At 46.3% G+C, this 20,210-nt stretch carries 17 protein-coding genes and 1 pseudogene; 9 read left to right on the top strand and 9 right to left on the bottom strand.

Features of this window, described 5'->3' with window-relative positions:
* The first annotated feature begins 85 nt into the window (after positions 1–85).
* From BBG47_RS06080 to BBG47_RS06070, 3 genes are read left to right on the top strand one after another with little or no spacing between them, the layout of a single operon-like run.
* Complete coding sequence (locus tag BBG47_RS06080) at positions 86–1,219, top strand: DUF418 domain-containing protein (protein ID WP_065290969.1); 1,134 nt, start codon at positions 86–88, stop codon at positions 1,217–1,219.
* A gap of 15 nt (positions 1,220–1,234) precedes the next feature.
* Complete coding sequence (locus tag BBG47_RS06075) at positions 1,235–2,350, top strand: sensor histidine kinase (protein ID WP_065290968.1); 1,116 nt, start codon at positions 1,235–1,237, stop codon at positions 2,348–2,350.
* A complete protein-coding gene (locus tag BBG47_RS06070; RefSeq protein WP_065290967.1) occupies positions 2,347–2,952 on the top strand; it encodes a response regulator transcription factor in 606 nt (201 codons plus the stop codon). The genes BBG47_RS06075 and BBG47_RS06070 overlap by 4 nt, the downstream gene beginning before the upstream one ends.
* 7 nt (positions 2,953–2,959) lie before the next feature.
* Here BBG47_RS06070 and BBG47_RS06065 read toward each other — a convergent pair whose 3' ends face one another.
* From BBG47_RS06065 to BBG47_RS06050, 4 genes are all read right to left on the bottom strand, one after another.
* Positions 2,960–3,544, bottom strand: coding sequence for a GNAT family N-acetyltransferase (locus BBG47_RS06065; RefSeq protein WP_065290966.1), 585 nt, complete (start codon positions 3,542–3,544; stop codon positions 2,960–2,962).
* A 116-nt stretch (positions 3,545–3,660) separates the two neighbouring features.
* Positions 3,661–5,304, bottom strand: a complete 1,644-nt coding sequence (locus tag BBG47_RS06060) for a glycoside hydrolase family 13 protein (RefSeq protein WP_083189108.1) — start codon at positions 5,302–5,304, stop codon at positions 3,661–3,663.
* Positions 5,305–5,423: 119 nt separating this feature from the next.
* Entirely contained in the window at positions 5,424–6,434 is a 1,011-nt protein-coding gene (locus tag BBG47_RS06055) for a LacI family DNA-binding transcriptional regulator (protein ID WP_065290965.1), read from the bottom strand.
* 251 nt (positions 6,435–6,685) lie between these two features.
* On the bottom strand, positions 6,686–7,627 hold the full coding sequence (locus tag BBG47_RS06050) for a LysR family transcriptional regulator (protein WP_083189107.1): 942 nt from the start codon (positions 7,625–7,627) through the stop codon (positions 6,686–6,688).
* A 125-nt stretch (positions 7,628–7,752) separates the two neighbouring features.
* Here BBG47_RS06050 and BBG47_RS06045 point away from each other — a divergent pair, with 125 nt between their 5' ends.
* Together BBG47_RS06045 and BBG47_RS06040 are read left to right on the top strand one after the other, a co-directional pair.
* Positions 7,753–8,943, top strand: coding sequence for an MFS transporter (locus tag BBG47_RS06045; protein ID WP_065290964.1), 1,191 nt, complete (start codon positions 7,753–7,755; stop codon positions 8,941–8,943).
* Between the two features lie 231 nt (positions 8,944–9,174).
* Complete coding sequence (locus tag BBG47_RS06040; RefSeq protein ID WP_483310700.1) at positions 9,175–9,600, top strand: DUF2798 domain-containing protein; 426 nt, start codon at positions 9,175–9,177, stop codon at positions 9,598–9,600.
* A 75-nt stretch (positions 9,601–9,675) separates the two neighbouring features.
* Here BBG47_RS06040 and BBG47_RS06035 read toward each other — a convergent pair whose 3' ends face one another.
* The 3 genes and pseudogenes from BBG47_RS06035 to BBG47_RS06025 all read right to left on the bottom strand — a co-directional run bounded on the left by BBG47_RS06035 (position 9,676) and on the right by BBG47_RS06025 (position 13,934).
* On the bottom strand, positions 9,676–11,775 hold the full coding sequence (locus BBG47_RS06035; protein ID WP_175400492.1) for a TerD family protein: 2,100 nt from the start codon (positions 11,773–11,775) through the stop codon (positions 9,676–9,678).
* Positions 11,776–12,147: 372 nt separating this feature from the next.
* Positions 12,148–12,901: pseudogene (locus BBG47_RS06030) on the bottom strand (suppressor of fused domain protein).
* A 145-nt stretch (positions 12,902–13,046) separates the two neighbouring features.
* Entirely contained in the window at positions 13,047–13,934 is an 888-nt protein-coding gene (locus BBG47_RS06025) for a LysR family transcriptional regulator (protein WP_021257456.1), read from the bottom strand.
* 126 nt (positions 13,935–14,060) lie between these two features.
* Between BBG47_RS06025 and BBG47_RS06020 the strand changes: the two genes are divergently transcribed.
* On the top strand, positions 14,061–15,251 hold the full coding sequence (locus BBG47_RS06020; RefSeq protein WP_065290961.1) for a coenzyme F420-0:L-glutamate ligase: 1,191 nt from the start codon (positions 14,061–14,063) through the stop codon (positions 15,249–15,251).
* Between the two features lie 149 nt (positions 15,252–15,400).
* Positions 15,401–16,615, top strand: coding sequence for a spr1629 family repressor/antitoxin (locus tag BBG47_RS06015; RefSeq protein ID WP_065290960.1), 1,215 nt, complete (start codon positions 15,401–15,403; stop codon positions 16,613–16,615).
* 140 nt (positions 16,616–16,755) lie between these two features.
* Here the strand turns inward: BBG47_RS06015 and BBG47_RS06010 are convergent, their stop codons facing one another.
* On the bottom strand, positions 16,756–18,015 hold the full coding sequence (locus BBG47_RS06010; protein WP_083189106.1) for an MFS transporter: 1,260 nt from the start codon (positions 18,013–18,015) through the stop codon (positions 16,756–16,758).
* 121 nt (positions 18,016–18,136) lie between these two features.
* On the opposite strand from BBG47_RS06010, the gene BBG47_RS06005 reads away from it, so the two are divergent.
* Together BBG47_RS06005 and BBG47_RS06000 are read left to right on the top strand one after the other, a co-directional pair.
* Complete coding sequence (locus tag BBG47_RS06005) at positions 18,137–18,715, top strand: TetR/AcrR family transcriptional regulator (protein WP_065290958.1); 579 nt, start codon at positions 18,137–18,139, stop codon at positions 18,713–18,715.
* Positions 18,716–18,982: 267 nt separating this feature from the next.
* The gene (locus tag BBG47_RS06000; protein WP_065290957.1) at positions 18,983–19,705 is read left to right on the top strand and encodes a DUF4386 domain-containing protein; all 723 of its coding nucleotides are present in this window, start codon (positions 18,983–18,985) and stop codon (positions 19,703–19,705) included.
* Positions 19,706–19,712: 7 nt separating this feature from the next.
* Here BBG47_RS06000 and BBG47_RS05995 read toward each other — a convergent pair.
* The coding region (locus tag BBG47_RS05995; protein ID WP_065290956.1) for a Crp/Fnr family transcriptional regulator at positions 19,713–20,210 on the bottom strand (498 nt) is incomplete at its 5' end.

The raw sequence follows: 20,210 nt of genomic DNA, 5'->3' as shown, positions 1-20,210 counted from the left end.
TCCTTTACAGCTGTGAATATTCCACCGCCCCTCTTCCCCACTACAATAAAGCTGCATGATGAATATGAGGGAAGGATGAGTAATTGTGGAACAACGTCAGGAGAGAATCCGTCTGCTCGATATATTGCGGGGATTCGCAATTCTAGGCACATTGGGGACAAATATTTGGATATTTGCACATCTAGGAGATTTATCTTATCTCACTACGTACGCGTATACGGGCTGGTGGAAGCTCGATGATCTGCTCCGCATGATCGTATTATTTTTCGTAAATGGCAAGATGCTCGGCTTATTAACGATCATGTTCGGAGTAGGCATGGAAATGAAGTATCAGCAGGCGAAACGCGCAGGCAAGGCCTGGCCGGGCGTCTATATGTGGGTGCTTCTTGTTTTGCTATTGGAAGGCTTGCTTCATTTTATTCTCGTAATGGAGTATGACATCTTAATGAGCTACGGCATAACAGGCATGATTGCCGCCTTCATTATTCGTGGTGGCGATCGCGCCATATCCAACACGATGAAAGTGATTGGCAGCGTACATGTCATCGCAATTTTGGGTATGCTTCTGCTTGGGCTAATGGGCGCCAATATGTCACTGGGGAACTTTGATCAGGTGGCCACTCTCTACAAGGACGGTTCATGGCTGGAGCAAGTCCAATATCGACTATCTCATTTCGCACAGCTTCGCTTTGAGCCCATTTTTGTCATTCCGTTGAATGTGTTTCTGTTTTTACTCGGCGTTCGCCTTATGCGCTCCGGAGTGTTCGCTCCAGATGAGAATGGGCAGAAGCAACGCAGCAAGCTTATGAAGTTGGGCATCTATGTCGGAGTGCCATTGAACCTGCTTATCTTCATACCCGGCGGCATTTTCGACATGCCCGTCCGCTATTTATTTGCCCCCTTTCTGTCAATTGGGTATATAGCACTCATTGGTATAATGGTACAATATAACAAATTGGATCGACTGTGGCGCCTGCTTGAAAACACAGGGAAGATGTCGTTAAGCTGCTATGTTATGCAAAATGTGATTGCATCCGTGCTCTGTTATGGCTGGGGCTTAGCATTAGGCGGCAAGTTGAATTCGTTAACCATTATCGCAATCTGGGTTGAGATCTCCGTGTTCCAGCTATGGTTCGCTTCAAGGTGGCTGCGGATCTTCAAGCTTGGCCCTATGGAGTCTGTCCGCAAGCGTGCGGTAGGCATTTTTCAGTCTAGGTGAATCTGGAGGCTATCGATGAAGATCTACCCAAGAGATCAGATGAAACAGTTTCTGCTCATAGATGTAATTGCGATCGTATATTTGTGCTATTTTGTCCTAAGCACGCGTTCCGATCTTGGTCTCTTGGGATCCCTTATGATCCTAAGCTTATTTTTGATTTCCTTCTATATTGCATTATGGCATCGGAATATCTATCTGCTGGCAGCTGTTGTATCTGGTCTCGGCACGATTGCGGTACTCAGTATCTTTATTGACCCCAATCTTCTCATGTTCGGATTTATATTTGCCGATCTGCTGGGCAGATCGAAGTCCAAATGGCAAATCGGCGTCGGAACTGCAGCCATAGCCCTTATGTACGCGGTAGTCGCAAGATGGGGAGTAAGTGATTTCTATGCCAGGTATATGATGCATCTCCCCATTATCATTATCCAGTTACTCCTGCCTTCAATCTTATACATAAGAGCGAGAGCGGCCAGCCTGCAAGGCCAGCTGGATTCCGCCAATGAACAGCTTGAACAATATGCCCTGCAGGAGGAAAGGCACCGCATCGCACGCGATCTCCATGATACGCTGGGACAAACCTTAACGATGATCAAACTGAAAAGCGAGCTGGCTGCTAGATGGGTAGATAAAGACCCTAAGCAGGCCAAAGAAGAGCTGAACGACATCCTCAACACCTCGCGAATTGCCCTTAAGCAAGTACGGGAACTCGTTTCCGAGATGAAGTTCATTTCACTGACAAGTGAGCTGACACATTCGCGCAAGCTGCTGCATACGGCTGGCATTGAACTTGAAATTATAGAGCATGGCCCTTCCCCACTGCTATCCAGTGTCGAGGAAACGATGAATGCTCTCTCTGTGCGGGAAGCAATTACAAATACGATTAAGCATAGTCAGGCGCAGCACTGCACGATACAGCTTCAAATGATAGATAACAGGTACACCATATACATAACTGATGATGGTGTCGGGCTAAGCCACAAAGAAGGCGGAAATGGCATCCTGTCAATGAAGGAACGAATGCACGCGCTGAACGGCACTCTTACAGTGGAATGCTCGCCTGCCGGAGGGACTGCGGTTGCAATGATGCTCCCCCTCCATCATCTCGGAAAGGAGAGTGCAGCTACATGATTCGCGTTGTGATTGCTGAAGACCAGCAGATGCTGCGAGGTGCCTTTGCCTCATTGCTGAAGTTCGAAGACGATATTGAAGTATTGGCGGAAGTGGCGGATGGCAAGCAGGCATGGGAAGCCATACAGCAGCATAAGCCAGACGTATGCGTGATGGATATTGAAATGCCGCACATGAACGGCTTAGAGTTGGCATTGCAAATCAGAAACGCCGGGCTTCCCTGCAAAATTGTGATCGTTACCACCTTTGCACGACCTGGTTATTTACAAAAGGCAATGAATGCCCAAGTGAATGCCTATCTGCTTAAGGATGAACCGATCGACTATCTCATTGAATCCATTCGTAGGGTCATGGCTGGAGAACGGGTGATCAGCACCGATCTGGCTGCAGTGCTCTTCATGAACAACGAGAATCCATTAAGCGAGAGAGAAGCGGAGATGCTGCGGCTTACGAAGGAAGGCATGACGACAAGCGAAATCAGCAAATCCCTCTTCCTGACGATTGGCACAGTACGAAATTATCTATCTTCTGCCATTCAAAAGCTGGATGCTGAATCGAGACAGCAGGCCGCATCCATTGCCGAGGAGAAGGGATGGCTTTGAACCATCCCTACAAAAACTCTCCGACAGGGAGATCAAGATTGATCGTCGTGTTGCGGAGTACCTTCTTATGGGCAATAGCCTTTGCCGAAAACAGGCGCATCAGCACAGCGACCTGCAGCGAGTCGCTCGTCAACGCCCTTTCATCACGACTGCCAATAAGGCTTACATCGGGCACAGCCGGCCAGGAGCCGGCTTGATAGTAAAAACCAGCCAGATCTGGATGGCATGTAAATAAGCCAAGATCCACGCCGCTCTGCTCCATCCATCGGGTAGCGGCAGCGACCGTTTTTAACCCATATCCCTGACCTCGATAGTCAGGGTCAGTCGCTACACAGCTAAGTCCTGATAGCCTGAACTTCTCTCCCTCATGCTCGATCGCTTTGGAGACAACTCCCGTATAGCTGACTAATTTTCCATCTGCATAGGCATAGAAGGAACGCGCATTCAGCGCTTCATGATGGGCAGCCGGTATCGTATCCTCCAGCAATCCATCCTCCTCCGGCCATACGCGATGCAGCAAGACGGCAATCTCTCTCCGTAGGGTTGCAGGTGCCTGATTATAATTTATTGATTGTATGATATCATCCGCCAATAGTAGCTCATCCTTTACGTGAAAGGTCTGGAGGCGACAAATCCCCACTCCCACTCTATTATCCACGAAACAAAAGGCCCACACAAAGGATGTGTGAGCCTCCATCACATATACGATTATAATTTTACCGCGAACACCTCGTATGGCTTCATCGAAAATGTAGTAACGTCGATTTCAGCGCGATCATAGTTGCTCATAATGATCTCGGATACCTTACCATCGACAGCGATTCCATGCTCCTGCTCGGATATGTTTGCTGCCACGAGCCATTTCTCGCCTTCATAGATGCGGTAGTATGCAAATACCTCTTCAGGCGTATGCTCAATCAGTTCGAAGTCGCCCCATACGATAATCGGATTCTCTTGGCGCAGCTTGATTAAGCGCTGGTACGTATAGAAGATCGAATTCGGGTTGTCGAGATTACGCTGCACGTTAATTGTCTTGTAGTTGTCGTTCACATGCAGCCAAGGCGTACCCGTTGTAAAGCCTCCGTTCTTGCTGTCATCCCATTGGATTGGCGTACGAGCATTGTCTCTCCCTTTGGCATTGATCGAGGCGATAATGTCCTCTGCCGCGTATCCCTTGGACAAACGGTCATGATACATATTGATGGATTCAATATCCTCTACCTCATCAATGCTCGGCACAGGGCGATTCGTCATCCCTATCTCTTCACCTTGATAAATGTACGGCGTCCCCTTCATCATGTGCAGAAGTACAGCGAACATTTTTGCGCTTTGTTCATGGTATTCCTTATCATTTCCCCATCTGGACACGATGCGCGGCAAGTCATGATTGTTCCAGAACAAGCTGTTCCAGCCCTGGTCCCCTAGCGAAGTCTGCCACTTCGCCAGCACTCGCTTCAATTCCGCAATTTCCAGTGGCTTCAGATCCCACTTATCCTTGCCCTCCTGTTGATCCAATCCGACATGCTCGAATTGGAACACCATCGACATTTCCTTGCGTGCCGGATCGGAATACAGCTTTGCGATTTCCGGCGTCGCGCCCCAAGTCTCACCAACTGTCAAGACGTCATGGGAGCCGAATGTCTTTTCATGCATTTCCTGCAAATACTCATGCAGCTTCGGTCCGTTGCCCGTAATTTCTTGATCCGGAATTTTGCCGATGAGATCGATGACGTCCATGCGGAAGCCGCCGACACCTTTATCCAGCCAGAAGTTCATCATGTCATACACTTCTTGGCGAACCTTGGGATTCTCCCAGTTCAGGTCTGGCTGGCGCTTGCTGAATAGGTGCAGGAAATACTGGCCGCTCGCTTCATCGAACTCCCATGCGGGGCCGCTGAATATAGAACCCAGTCCGTTTGGAACGCCTCCGTTCACCGGATCACGCCAAATATAGTAAGCGTGGTACTCGTTGTCTTTACCTTTTTTCGCTTCAATGAACCATTTATGCTCGTCAGAGGTATGATTTACGACAAGATCCATAATGATCTTGATGCCCGCCTCATTCGCCTTCGCAATCAGCTCATCCATGTCATCCATTGTACCGAACTCGTCCATAATATCTTGATAGTCGCTAATGTCATAGCCATTATCATCATTCGGCGATTTATATACAGGGGACAGCCAGATTGCGGTAATGCCTAGCAGCTTCAAATAATCGATCCGATTGATGATCCCTCTCAAATCACCAATGCCATCTCCATCGCTGTCTTGGAAGCTGCGCGGATAAATTTGATAGACAACGGCGGTTTGCCACCATTTCACGTCTTTTGCTTGTTTCATTGTTTCACTCATCGGATACCAATCCTCTCGGGTTGAAATATGAAGCTATCTGACGAAACGTAAACGTTTACGTAATGCGTAAAGGGCATCTCTATGTCATTCACGCGCAATTGCGCATGTTGTACAAACCATTACTTTGCATTCAATGATTTGACCGACTTGCGTACCACTAATTCATGGGGTATCGCTTCGGACTCAATCTTTATCCTATGCTGAATCGCGTCAATCAATTTCCGGCAGCCTTCTCCTCCCATATCATACAAGGGCTGTGCGACTGTCGTTAACGGGGGAATCGACATACGCGATACTTTAGAGTTATCGTAGCCGACCACGGACAACTCCTCTGGCACCCTAATGCCGTGCTCAAAGCATGTCGATATAATGCCTAGTGCAGCCTCATCGCTTGCGCAGAATACTGCGGTAATATCGACTTCGTCTTCAAGGAACTCCTGCATGGCCTGTTTGCCGGATTCGAAACTAAAGTCCCCTGACTTAATCAGGTTCAAGTCTACCTTGATCCCCAGATCACGCAATGCATGCGTATATCCATCGATTCTCGGGGCACCAGATATCGGATCTCTTGGATTGGCTCCGGCCATCCCTATCTTCCGGTGTCCATGCTGGGTGAGATACTGAACTGCGGTATATGCAGCACGGAAATCATCCACTTTGAGATAAGGTACATCTTCCCGATCCGACTTGGTAGATAGCAAAATAAAGGGAATACTCAGTGACGTCATAGCGTCGATTGCAACCTCTTGCAGCTCGATGGACACGATAATGAGCCCATCTACTCTGCGCTCTCCCATCAACTTCAGGCAATCCTGAATTCGGGAGCCATGGCTGCCGGCATGAGTTAGAATTACACTGTAACCATGCGCATACGAAGTGTCCTCAATCCCTTTAATAATATCCCCATAAAAGGACGTTGCCACATCCGGCATAATGACACCTATTGTATTGGTCGACTTCTGCACTAAGCTTCTTGCATTTTCATTTTTTCGATATCCCAATTCCTTGGCTACGGCGATAACCTTCTTCTCCGTCTCTTCGTTATATCCGCCAAGATTATTAATGACTCTCGATACGGTCGCGGTAGAGACACCAGCAACTCGTGCGATATCCTTGATCGTAGCTGCCATCTAACCACCTCTCGTGGGTAAACGTTTTTCATAATTCGAAACTGAATAAGACCAGTGAATATATTATCTGTTAGTTAAACGTTTACGTAACCAATATTAGTTTCCCAGCGCTGTTAAGTCAATGCTTTTTTTTGAAGCGTTTTCAGTCATTGAAATCTATGTCCTTCTTACCTTTATGCCAAGAGATGCACTGCTACTCTATTTTTAGCATTTGCCGCACATTTCGGTGAAATTGCTCCTTACGATTGCTCTTATAAACTGGACATCTCTGTGTAGGCACATTCGTCATCTGCCGATCCTGATACTTGAGCATGCTCTCCTGTGCGCACAAACATTGTCTTTGCGACAGCGAAGAAGGCTTGTACGGCTGGCGACGTGCATTGGAGAGGAGGACTGGCTAAGGCCACTTTACGCCAACTCGATTGCTTAAGATTACCGATACCGATGTTGGGCTGATTTTTGAACGACAGCTCAGGCCCGATGGTAACACCAAGCCCTTCCTGAACCATGCTGGAGATGGTGTTACAGTCCTGCACCTCGAAGCGGATACGGGGAGTAACTTGAGCTTGCTCAAAAATTTCCTCTACATTTGCGCGATAAAGCCCTTTTGGCATAATAAAGTCCTCTTCCTGCAGGTCATGCACATCAATTACAGCTTCATGCTGAAAGCGATGATCTGCAGGGAAAGCGACAACCATCTTATCCTTGACTAAGGGTACGATATGCAAATTCAGTTCCTTGTTCTGCTGGATGACGAAGCCGATATCAATGACCCCTGTCTCGAACCATTCCAAAATCTCCTCATAGGTTCCTTCATAAAATGTAAAGGCAATGTTGGGATGCTTTTGATTGAACTTCGAAATGATGCTTGGCAAAATATTAGCTGATGCGCTGGGAAAACTGCCGATCCGGATCGTGCCTGCCTCCAGATTGGAAGCCAAGGCGGCTTCTTGCTTGATGGTTTCCATTTGGTTCAATATTTCTCGCATCGGTATCAGCATCTTCTGGCCAACCTCTGTCAGCAGAAGACCTCTTCGACGATCACGAATTAATAGTGCAACGCCCCACTCCGATTCCAGACTAGCTACTGCGTGACTTACGGCAGACTGGGTCATATTCAGCTTTCCCGCTGCTTTCGTAAAGCTTCCCTGCTCCACTACATGGGAGAAAACTTCAAACCTGGCTATTGTCATAAGTAAAACCTCATGTCATATATGAATAGGATTTGTTTGATTCATGCTAACACGGGATATATACTGATGCAAGAAATCGATATTCATACTTGGCGCGCGCCCTGACAGTAAAGGAGACCAAGTTGATGAATCGTGTAGGCATCTATTTATTGGCGTTAGGCGCTTTTATTATCGGAACAGTGGATTTTATCACGGTGGGGATTTTGAATATGATAGCTGCGGACATTAATGTGTCCATTGGGATGGCAGGCCAGCTTGTCACTATTTTTTCTATTTCATTTGTTATCGGATCATTGATCCTCGTAGCGTTGACGATCCGATTTGAACGGAAAAAAGTATTGTTATATTCCCTTGCTATCTTTTTGGTTGGCAATCTTACAGCGTTTCTAAGCACCCGATTTGAAATGCTTATGGTTTCACGCGTTCTTCTGGCTACTAGCGGCGGTCTGTTCACCGTCATCGCTACCGTGTTCGCTGCTAAGCTGGCCTCGCCTGGCAAGCAAGGTGCTGCTATTGCTACAGTGACTACTGGCTTTAGCGCTGCACTTGTGTTCGGAATGCCCATTGGCACGCTGCTAACGTCATACATGGATTGGCACTTCATATTCCTTATCATAGGTGCAATCACCGTGCTTCTCTTTATCATGCTTGGACGGATGATCCCGACTGCTCCAGGGCAGACACCCATTTCGCTAAAACAGCATCTGCTGATTATGAAAGATAAGCGAATCTTCAGTGGTTTATTAACGACATTATTTTGGATCATTGGGTATACGATTACGTTTACTTACATTTCTCCGCTTTTACAGGAGATAGGGCATTTTTCCGTTGAAATGATTAGTACGGCACTCCTTGTTTTAGGGATATTTGCCTTTATCGGCTCTCGCTTCGGCGGCTATGCATCTGACAAATGGGGCACAGCCGTAACGATTCGATCCAGCCTCATCCTGCACGTACTGGCGCTGATTGCTTTGCCTGTGGCGTTTGGTTCGACTTGGGGGGCTATGGTCACAATCATGATATGGGGTTTCTCTTCTTGGACGACAACCACAGCCAATCAAATCTATCTCATTTCCTTAAAATCGTCCGCTTCCGAAATCATATTAAGCTATCAGACAGCCGTATTGAACATTGGCATTTCCTTAGGCGCGGCCGTAGGAGGCGTACTGGTTGAACGAGTGCCGATTTTCCACTTCGGTTGGATTAGCAGTGTAATGGTGCTTATTGCTTTCGTTACAGCGTCCTATTCCTTCCTGTTAAGCGAACGTACGAAGAATCGAATGGGGAAATTCGAATTATGCTGTGAAACCAAATAAGAACATACAGAAGCCCACATAAGCTGTGTTCAGCATATAGTGGGCTTCCTCGTGCGTTTCCAAGAAATTTTCTTCGGTAGATCAAAAAAATCACAAATTGTTCACTTATGTGGTGGTGTTTGCTTTCTCTATAATGACGAAGTCTAAAAAGAAAGGATGATCAAATGCCGACAACAAAAAAAAGAGCAGCTCTATTTCGGCCTAATGATGTGCTCCGGGATGGTCGTATTCATGACGTTTTATAACCTATACATGCACGGCCTGCTCGAAACACTGTCTTGGAGAAACATACTGGTTCAACTCATTCTGACCTTCTCCATTGCTTTCATACTAGAATCTTTTATTGTGGGGCCCATAGCGAAGAAGATTGCTTTCTCCTTACCCTATGACAAGTCCAAGAAGTTGTTCGTGATTGTATCTGTGGCTTTCTTTATGGTATGCGGGATGGTTCTCTGCATGTCTCTGTATGGATTGGGAACCGCGTACTTGTCGAATCCATTGATGAGCGGATCTTGGTTGGAAAATTACTATTCACTGGTGTTCCAGAACTTTATTTTCGCATTCCCGCTCCAGCTTCTTATTGTAGGGCCAATCGTTCGATTTCTATTTCAGAAATTCGTGAAAGATAAAGGAGTTGTGAAACCGGATTACTATTAAAAACAAGGGCGGCAAGCCAAGACCGGATAACCGGATCCTGGCTCGCCGCCATCTATAGAGCCTAAATATATGCACTCATACAAGGAATTCTGCCATAATCTGCTCGATATCGAATGGAGTAACTCCTTCGTCTACTGAGAAAATCGTATCCGCTTGATCTGCCGATGCAACGACTTCCCCTCTTGCTTGGGCATGGAGCATGAACAGATCATACAGATTCGGCTTCTGCAGAGTAGTCATCGCCTTGCCGATCAATACCATCCCTTTTTGATTTCCTTCTACATTGTTAGAGAAGTCTGGATGCCTTGTCAGCGAGAGATCGGTCCAAATTACAGTTCGCTCTACCAAATCCAAAATAACAGGAATTGCGATTTTCGTATCAGCTGTGACGTCGATTTTATTGGAAACTGTCGTTGGCTCGAAGATCTCGCCGGAACCGGGCTTTTTGCGCATCATCCAACCTGCGAAGCACTCTGGCAATTCGCAATACGGCTGCATCGTAAAGGAGTGAAGTGAAGCGACAATATATCGGCCGCCATAATCCACAATGGATGGAATGTGCAGATCAATAAATTCACAGGCTCCTTGTGGAGCGGATACGATGTCACCGCTGTGCACAGCTCGGTACTTCGAGGATCGCAGATTCGTGTATGAGATATGCTCGACATACTGCCAATTGTGATCGTACATGACAGCGGACAGATCAATATCCACACGGCCCGTAGGAATGCCGTTCACCTTACCTTCCTTCCACCAGGTGAAGAAGCGAACCGTATCCCCTTCTTCCATCGGCATGCGGCTTCCCCGAACAATCGTGCGCAGCGCCTTGCTCGCCGAACGCTGGGAGAACGGAACATTATACCGCTTCATGCGTTCATCGACATACACCTTTCCGAGCGATGGAAGCGCCGAGAACCGCTCCATAAGCGTCTGTTCGCACAGCTGCACAATATCTTGGCATACCGCTGTATCGAGCTCTGGAAGCGTATTGGGAATCGCTACAGCCTTGGCAACATTCCCTTTCGGGAAAAAGGTACGAAGTTCCTTGGGCTCGTTGCGATGGGTAAAATGGGACTTCACTTGCATGAGCACAGGTGTTGACACTTGATTCGCAATTTCACCGAATGCCAATACCACGTACTCCGCTTGTTCCGCAATGCGCAGCAGGTGATCGAGTCTTCTGGCGAACTCGCCTGGGCGCTTCGTCAACAGATCAATCAGCGTCCACACATTCTGATATTGGAAGGCAAGCTCCACGCTGCTGTTATAAGTCGTGAAGGGCTTGTTATTGCGCAATATATCAAAGGCTTCCTTGCTGCTCGCAAATTGCTGCTTATATTCCGATGGATGCAAAATCTCGCCTAACCGAATCCAGCGCTGCTTATATCTCAGCATATCCTCGGTAATCGCTCCGCATTGTTCCAGCAGGCCGAGCAGCAGCCGTCTCTCCGGCCGCTTGAACTTGCGGAAGCGCGTAGGCTCAGCCAGACTAACGTCGCCAGACGACCAAGCAACCGCGAGGCGCAGGACATCGGTAGCCGTCTTGAAGTACGGGCGGATCACATTCAGGTTCGCCTTGTCATGCTTCAATAAGGAACCGGCCACGAAGCCGACGTTCTCCTTGAATGGAATCTCGTCAGGGAGAATATCCCCCAACTCATCTGCATCCGCATTTTCGATAGCGGCGTCGATATCGTTCTGATCTGTTTCGGAAATGGATCCCTTAGCCTGAATAAGCTGGCGAATCATCCTATGGAACTCTGCTCTGCTGCCCAGACCAATTACCTTCAGATCGATCTGATCGAGCAGAGGCGGTCGATCCGCTGCCTCGTAGCGCGGCACATCCAAGGTCACATAATGATAAATCGCATTCAGGTACAGCTCTACATCATCTTCCTGCATCACCTGCTCCGGGAAATCCGGATACATCGGTGTGTATGCCACATGGGCACCTACCATTACCTTAAGATCCGCGACCAGCTCCTGATAGAACACAGTGAACTGATCCCTGGACAAAGTACGGACAGCATTTATTAATGGCTTGGAGAACGTATACCCAAGCTGCTCTATATTCTTCAACGCCGTAGCCAAATGGGATTTAGAGATTCGATATTCTCCTTGCCCTTGGTTCACAATCAACTTATTCGCTCTTCGCAGATAGATGGTATTCATCATCATAAAAAAGACTCCAGGAAAGCCATATCCCTAATTTCAATGGAAGATTCAATAGAAGGAAGGAATATGATAGCCTGGATGCCCCCTTTCCTAATTAACATCTTCAGGAAAGCTGCGACCCTAGTTCGCCAATGAATGTAGAAGGAAGGATCGCAATAGCCTGAAAATCAAGAGCTCAAAGCCGAGTGGCTTCAAACCTTTGATGCATCCATCATCACATACTTCACACCACGCGAACAGGGTGAAAGTATTACGACTGCCGCGATTTGGTCATACAAAATGGAAGGTACTTAACCTAAAAAAGTCGCCAGCTCTCTCAATGATGTGAAAGAGCTGGCGTTTTAGATTCTAGACAAGAACTAGAATTACTTATTATGACTTGCACGTATTGATTCGTTTCGGATCTAGCTCGAGTACTCCATCTTCCAATTCTGATAATTTGTCTATTAAGGCATCCATACCGTGCTCTAACTTATAATCCATTTCCTCCTTGTACAGAGGAATCAGGAAATAAGTATGAACGTGATTGCCATCCTTGGTCGGGATGACACTGATTTCCTCTTTTAATTGATAAAATACAACCCCATTCAAGCCTGTCCCATCAGCATAAGGCTCGTAGTCCTGAAAATTCGGGATCGTATGTCCATATCCGAGCCACGTGTTATATTCATGTGGAAAACGAGCCATCTGCTTCATAAGTCGGATCGGCCAGTAATTGTTGTCATCCTTAAAGGCATTTTCGGTTAGCTCCCACGAAGCCGGAAGGAACATCATCACTTCCGCCCGATCGTAATTTCCATCCATTTCCGCTCGTATCTCATCTGGAATCGTCATCGGCAAATCACTCATGCCGGTCGTGTACAGTACCCAGAACGGTTCTTCTTCCGTAGGCTCCATTACATTAACATCAATATGTACAATATCGGATATAAAGCTCATGAAAGACACCACTGTTCCTCCCCGGAAATACCTTTTCGAAATGGGCAACGATTTCTTCCATGTATTCCATCGGTGCAGGCGGCTCATAACCATCATTGGCACTTTCGCCATATGTGTAAATGGTAGTGCCGTCATTCGCTTTCTCCCCATTATTCTTGCCGCCGAATACCTTCTTCAGAAACCCCATCTTATTCCCTCATCTCATTAGTAATTGGTAAATATTAATAACACAAGTCTACCATAGGACAGGCCTCTCCTCCATTCATCTACTCTCTTATTGAAACTTCATTTTGGAGTTTTGTAACAATTTCGACGCATATAGACGCATAAAATCAAAGTCTCTTACTTTCGATAATCTCAACGAACTTCGTTGACGCTGGAGACAAGGATACGCTTTTCAAAAAACATATGCCAATGCTTCTCTTCGGGATTTCCTCCACCAATTGAACCTCCTGCAAAATCCCCTTGTCCAAATACTCTTGGGAGAATTCCCTCGTCACACAGGCGACGCCTAAATTAATTTTGGCGAACTCTAATAGCAAATGGTGTGAACCCAGCTCAAAGTCCGGCGAAATCTGTATGCCTTTTGACAAGATATAATCCTCAACATACTTTCTGGAATTGGACTTCGACTCAAGGAAAATGAGCGGCAGCTTGGCGATTGTATCTAGACTGATTGGGCCAGTTAACAGATGCTTGAACTTTTCCCCGTATACAAAAATATCTTGAATGTCCGCACACGGTCTTAACTCCAATGCAGGATCCTCCAGCGGAAAATTGCATATGCCAATATCCACCCCGCCTGACTTGATCAGCGCACATATTTCAAGGGTGGTTCCATTAATAATCTTGAATTTAATATTGGGATACCGATTATGGAACTCCTCCAGATAGGGAAGCAAGAAGTATCTTGAAATCGTATCACCAACCCCTATTTTCAACTCGCCTGTTGTTAAATTTTTTAACTCCAGCATTTTTTCCTCGCCGACGTGAATTAGATTCATCGCTGAATTCGCATATTCGAATAGGAGTCGGCCTTCGTTCGTCAAAAATACCCCCTTCGATGTCCGCGTGAATAGACGAGTATCCAACTCCCGTTCCAGCTGCATGATTGCTTGGCTAACGGCTGGCTGCGTCATATACATATCCTGTGCCGCTTTAGAGAAGCTTTCACGTTTTGCAACCGTACAAAATACCTTATATAAATCTAACTTACTCACTACATAAGCACTCCTTATACCTAATATTCGATATATTAATTTCACTTATACCATTAGACGGGTGTATAGTACAAATAGGAACGCCATGTCATGTATTCACTATAAGCGATCTAAGGAGCGATTATATTGGAAAGAGTCGTTGGAACTGTAGTAAGAGGCCTTCGTTGCCCCATCATCAATCAAGGTGACAGCATCGAGGATATTGTAGTAGATAGTGTGTTGAAGGCATCCGAAGCGGAAGGCTTCCACATTCAAGATAGAGATATCGTTACGGTTACGGAATCCATAGTTGCTCGTGCGCAAGGCAACTATGCGACAATCGATCACATTGCGCAGGATGTACGTGCTAAATTTGGAGATGCAACAGTTGGGGTTATTTTCCCGATCTTGAGCCGCAATCGCTTCGCGATCTGCCTTCGCGGTATTGCGAAGGGAGCTAAAAAAATCGTGCTCATGCTCAGCTATCCATCGGATGAAGTAGGCAACCACTTGGTGGATCTTGACCTGCTCGATGAAAAAGGGATCAATCCTTGGACGGATGTACTGACAGAACAGCAATTCCGTGATCTGTTCGGCTATAACAAGCATACCTTTACTGGCGTCGATTATATCGATTACTATAAATCGTTGATCGAAGAGTACGGCGTGGAATGCGAAGTTATTTTCTCCAACCATCCAAAGACAATCTTGGAGTACACGAAAAACGTGCTGACTTGCGACATTCATACGCGTTTTAGAACGAAGAAGATTTTGAGGGCCAATGGCGGGGAAAACGTATATGGTCTCGACGACATCCTGACTGCATCGATTGACGGCAGCGGATGCAATGAATCATATGGCCTGTTAGGCTCCAACAAATCGACAGAGAATAGCGTAAAGCTGTTCCCGCGCAACTGCCAGCCGATCGTGGACAATATTCAGCGCGCAATCAAGGAAAAGACAGGCAAGCAGGTTGAAGTCATGATTTACGGGGATGGAGCGTTCAAGGATCCTGTGGGCAAGATTTGGGAGCTTGCTGACCCAGTTGTATCGCCAGCCTACACAGCAGGACTGGACGGTACTCCGAATGAAGTGAAACTGAAATACCTTGCCGATAATAACTTCGCGCATCTAAAAGGTGAAGAGTTGAAGCAAGCAATCTCCGAATACATTACCAATAAAGGTGCAGATCTCGTCGGTGCGATGGAAGCGCAAGGCACAACTCCTCGCAGATTGACCGATCTCATCGGCTCTCTGTCCGATTTGACTTCCGGCAGCGGAGATAAAGGTACACCAATTATCTTTATCCAAGGTTATTTCGATAATTATACGAGTTAAAACAACATTATCTTATTAAACCGACCTTCTCCGCCCAAATGGCGGAGGGGGTTTTTGTTTTTTATAGACTAAGTAATATCCTTACACCCTATATCTGTTAAAATATACCTGTCTATATACCATTAAATTTGCTGTTAGGAGGGACAGGCATGTTCATTGGCGAAAATCTAGCCAATTTACGGATCATGCACGGATATTCGCGCAAACAGCTCTCCGACATGTTAGGTGTTACCGAACAAGCAGTCTGGCAATACGAGAACGCGTATACTACACCGAAAATGCAGATCGTGAATGAATTGAAACGAATTTTTAACGTAAAAAGCAAATACTTTTATTCGAAAGACATGCTTGCAAAATATAGCTCACCTGCAAATGTCGACGTCATGAATATTGCTTATCGTTCCAAGGTGTTGAATGTCATCTCAAAAACTCAGGCCGAAGCAAAGCATCTCGAATATCTAGATTCTTTTGTGAACTATGCAACGGCTAATGTAAGCCATCCGACCCTCAAAATCATCAAGCTTCGGGACGAAGTGATGGATTATGTAATTCATACGGATGACGATAGATCTGTCCAAATCGCCTATGTTGCTCATTTAGCGAGGAAACGGCTCGATTTATCGACATCCAGCAATGATGATCTCCTGTTCCAAATCGAGAAAAGCGGTGTGTTCGTGTTCGAAAAGGCGATTGGCGAGGAGATCGATGCTTATAGCCTGTGGACTCGAAATGAACGCCCCTATATTATGTTAGGAAATATGAAGCGATCCGCCGCTAGGCGAAACTTTGATCTTGCCCACGAACTCGGGCATTTGCTGCTCCATTACAAGCTTGACTTCATTAACTTAGATCGGAAAGAGCACAAGAATATAGAGAATGAAGCAAATCTATTCGCCGGAGCTTTGTTGTTGCCGGAAGAAGAATACTCGCTAGACATGAAGGATATTACTCGACCCACCAATCCAGATGGCTACATCGATCTAAAAAAGAAATGGAAGACGTCTCTGCAAGTGTTAGGCTATAGAGCCGCAAACCTTGGAATCATTGAGGCCAAAGAACATCGGAATTTCTACGCAGCACTGCACCGCAAAGGTTATTTGAAAATGGAGCCACTTGATGATATCATTCCGATCCAGAAACCAATGAAAATCAAAACAATCATTGATTTCGTTTCAAAAAAGGGAATAGTGGATATTGGCCACATGATCGAACACGATTGGAAGGTTGAAGTATCCTTCTTTCATCATTTGACAGGAATTGACCCAAGCTTTTTCGAGAAGTATATGGCTAGAAACTTGGACTTTGGTCTGCAAAATGTTACTGAAATTACAGAGCGTATTTCTGCCAACAAAATAAAAGCATAGATATGAATCAGTATCCCCTTTACGCACTCAACGTGAGATCAGGCCGCCCTGAGCTACGAGTGAACGGAAAGGGGATTTTTTGGGGGACAGAATGTAAAATGTTTACCCTCCCCCCACTGATCGAATGAGTCATCGTCCCCCTACTTCTTCTCTGTAACAAAATAAAGGATGGCAATGATCGGGAATGCCATTCCGATCCATAACGCGGCACTCCATCCTCCCGTGGCGTATATCCATCCCCCAATTGCAGATCCGATAGCACCGCCAAAGAAGAAAATGGCCATGAAGAGCCCATTCAGACGACCACGGATTTCCGGGTTCAATGAAAAGATTGCACGTTGTCCAAGCACCAGATTTGCGGATACACCGGCGTCCAGTAATATGGCCGAAATGACGAGAACAGCCACTCCGATAGGTGAGCCCGTCCGGATCAGAAGCGGCAGCAGAACCGAAATGATGACAGTGACAAGTGCAATCCCTGTCGCGGGTCTAGTCCAGCCGCGGTCGGCCAAACGCCCTGCCACAGGCGCAGCTACTGCACCCGCAACTCCAACAAGCGCGAACAATGCAATTTCTTTCTGAGAAAAACCAAAGATCGGGCTGGATAGAAGCAATGGAACTGTTGTCCAAAATAAGCTAAAAGTCGCAAACACACATGCATGATATGCAGCCCGGCGGCGTAAAATCGGGGTTGTTCGCAGCAAATGCCACATCGAACCCAGCAGAGCTGTATAGGAAGTATCTAAAGAAGGCTTTCTTGCAGGCAACACCTTCCACAGTACGATCACCAAAATAAGTATAGCTGCAGCGGACAAAGCGAATACGGCATGCCAGCCGAAGAAGTCAGCTACCAGACTAGATACAGGGCGAGCGAGCATGATCCCAAGTAACAATCCGCTCATAACATTGCCGACAACACGACCGCGTGAAGATTCGGGTGCAAGGTATGACGCAAAAGGTACGAGCACTTGTGCAGCGACTGATCCTACACCGATTACAAACGAAGCGGCTAAAAACGGCAAAGATTGCTTCGACAATGCCGTAATGGCAAGGGCAACCGCTGTAAGAAGTAAGGAAACGATAATCAGTCTTTTATTTTCAATAATATCCCCCATAGGTACGACAAATAGCAACCCGACTACGTAACCAATCTGCGTTAATGTCACGATAAATCCGGAACTGTTTGCAGACAACCCGATTGAAGAACTAATTACCCCAACTAAGGGCTGCGCGTAATAAAGATTAGCTACAATGATACCGCATGCGGCAGCCAGCAACATGATTAACCATGTCGGGATATGCTTCTCGACTGTTTGTTTTTTTGAAGCAGACAATGTAGATTCCTCCCCTTTTTTTAAATACTGAACGTTTAGTTTAGAAATTTGATAACCAAATAATATACTGAACGTTTAGTTTTGTAAATAGGTGACCTCAACTTTATTTTTTATTCATAATTGGTATACTGAACGTATAGTTTATTTTTCTCGGACAAGATATGTATGGATGAAAGGTGATGATTAGATGAATGGAAAAAGAGGTAGGCCGCGTAATGTAGAAGCGCAAATGTCTATCCTTTCCGCATCTTACGATTTATTGTTGGAGAATGGCTTTCAAGCCGTAACAGTCGATAAAATTGCCGATCGTGCCCAAGTTAGTAAGGCCACAATTTATAAATGGTGGCCTAACAAGGCTGCCGTGATAATGGATAGCTTCCTGCACGCCGCCACGGCCAGATTGCCTGTGCCTGATACGGGTTCGACATTTCAAGATATTCAAATTCATGCAACGAATTTAACCCGGTTTTTAACAAGTCGGGAAGGTATTATCATTACGGAATTATTAGGCGAGGGTCAGTTTGATTCTGGGTTGGCGGAGGCCTATCGAGCTCGGTTTTTCCGTCCCCGTCGACTTGAAGCAAGGGGTATTTTGGAGAAAGGGGTTCAACGCGGAGAATTGAAAAAAAATCTCGACATTGGTATATGCATTGATCTCATTTATGGTCCAATTTTCTATCGCTTGCTTGTAACAGGCGAAGCGTTGGACGAGCCCTATGTGCAACAATTGGTGATCAACGCATTTGAAGGAATCCGATCAATCTGAATCGAATTTGCTACAACATCCAATTAGTAGCGATCGAACAACATTCTATGATCGTTTCTTTCATGCTTTCCATGAACAGCCCTAAGCCTGTAGTGGATCAGTGCGGGGCAAGGACATTAAGCGCCTAAGCCGAAGACTTCTTTCCTTGGCTTAGGCGCTTAAACGTTCTCTTAGGCACTTTTCATTTCCTCTTGATTTAAGTCAATGCTCCATCATCACCCTCTGCTTACAATAGGATTCATAAAGAACACCTGGAGGGATTTGATGATGGTTACGACACACATGCAACGAACCGATCAGCGTACAGCTGCCCTGACTGCTGGCATTGCGCTGATCATCATGACGCTAGCTTCCTTTTTCTCATACGGCTATGTCCATGCTGGCCTTGTGGTACAAGGAGATGCCAGCGCCACCTTTCATAACATTCTGTCATCCACCATGCTATTCAAGGCTGAGATCTTTGGTTGGCTGTTGATCCTGATAGCCGATATCGTGGTTGCCTGGGCTTTCTATATGGTTCTAAAGCCTATCCATCAAGGACTTTCCTTGCTCGGCGCATGGTTCCGACTCATCTATACAGGAATACTTGCGATCGCTATTCTAAACTTACTATTCGTGCTGTTGCTCACGGGCAGTCCAGATCATTCTGCAATCTCCGATCAGCTTCAGACGCAAGCGATGTTGTATGTACGAGCTTTTGACGCTATCTGGTCAATTGGGCTAATTATTTTTGGCGGGCATCTGTTGATTGTCGGTTGTGTGGCCCTGAGATCTGCCAACATATCGAAAATCATCAGTATCTTGCTGCTGCTTGCCGGTACAGGCTACATGCTCGTCCACTTATGCAACGTGTTCTTCCCTCAATATGAGGGGATTAAAACCATTCTTACTTACGTATTTACGATACCCATGATCGCCGGCGAATTAGGCTTAGGTTTATGGATGCTGTTCAAAGGTGGGAAGGACGGAAAGACCCCTATTGCGGCCTGACTATTGATTATTCCTTGCCTTGATGTACCCGCTTCTTGATTCTGCTTAAAGACTCTGGCGTAATGCCCAGATAACTCGCCAGCTGGTGCTGCGGCACACGGTCGATTAGTCCGGGCCGATTTCGCAGCAATGCCTTAAAGCGCTCTTCCGGCGTCGAGGCGATAAACGCAGCATATTCATCTTGGACTTGGCCAAACTTTTCTTCGACCATCTGACGCGTTAAGGATTCCAATTGACCATATTTTCGAAACATGTCCTTTTCAACAGCCAGCTCGCCAACAACCAACACGGTGTCCTCCAGACATATAAAGGTGTACTCGGACGACTTATCCTGCTTGTGAGCATTAATGCTGGTGATGGCTTGCTCCTCGGTATAGAAGTTGATCGTAACCTCTTTGCCCGATTCATGAATCAAGTATTGCCTTACACATCCCTGTAATACAAAATAGCAATTCGTAGGGACATCTCCTTGTCTAAGGAGCACTGTTCCTTTTTTATATTCCTC

Origin of the sequence: Paenibacillus sp. KS1 (assembly GCF_001680695.1) — a bacterium.
In the GTDB taxonomy this organism is placed as follows: domain Bacteria; phylum Bacillota; class Bacilli; order Paenibacillales; family Paenibacillaceae; genus Paenibacillus_B; species Paenibacillus_B suaedae.
The sequence above is the reverse complement of the archived record's forward strand: the minus strand, read 5'-3'. Positions and strand labels throughout refer to the sequence as shown.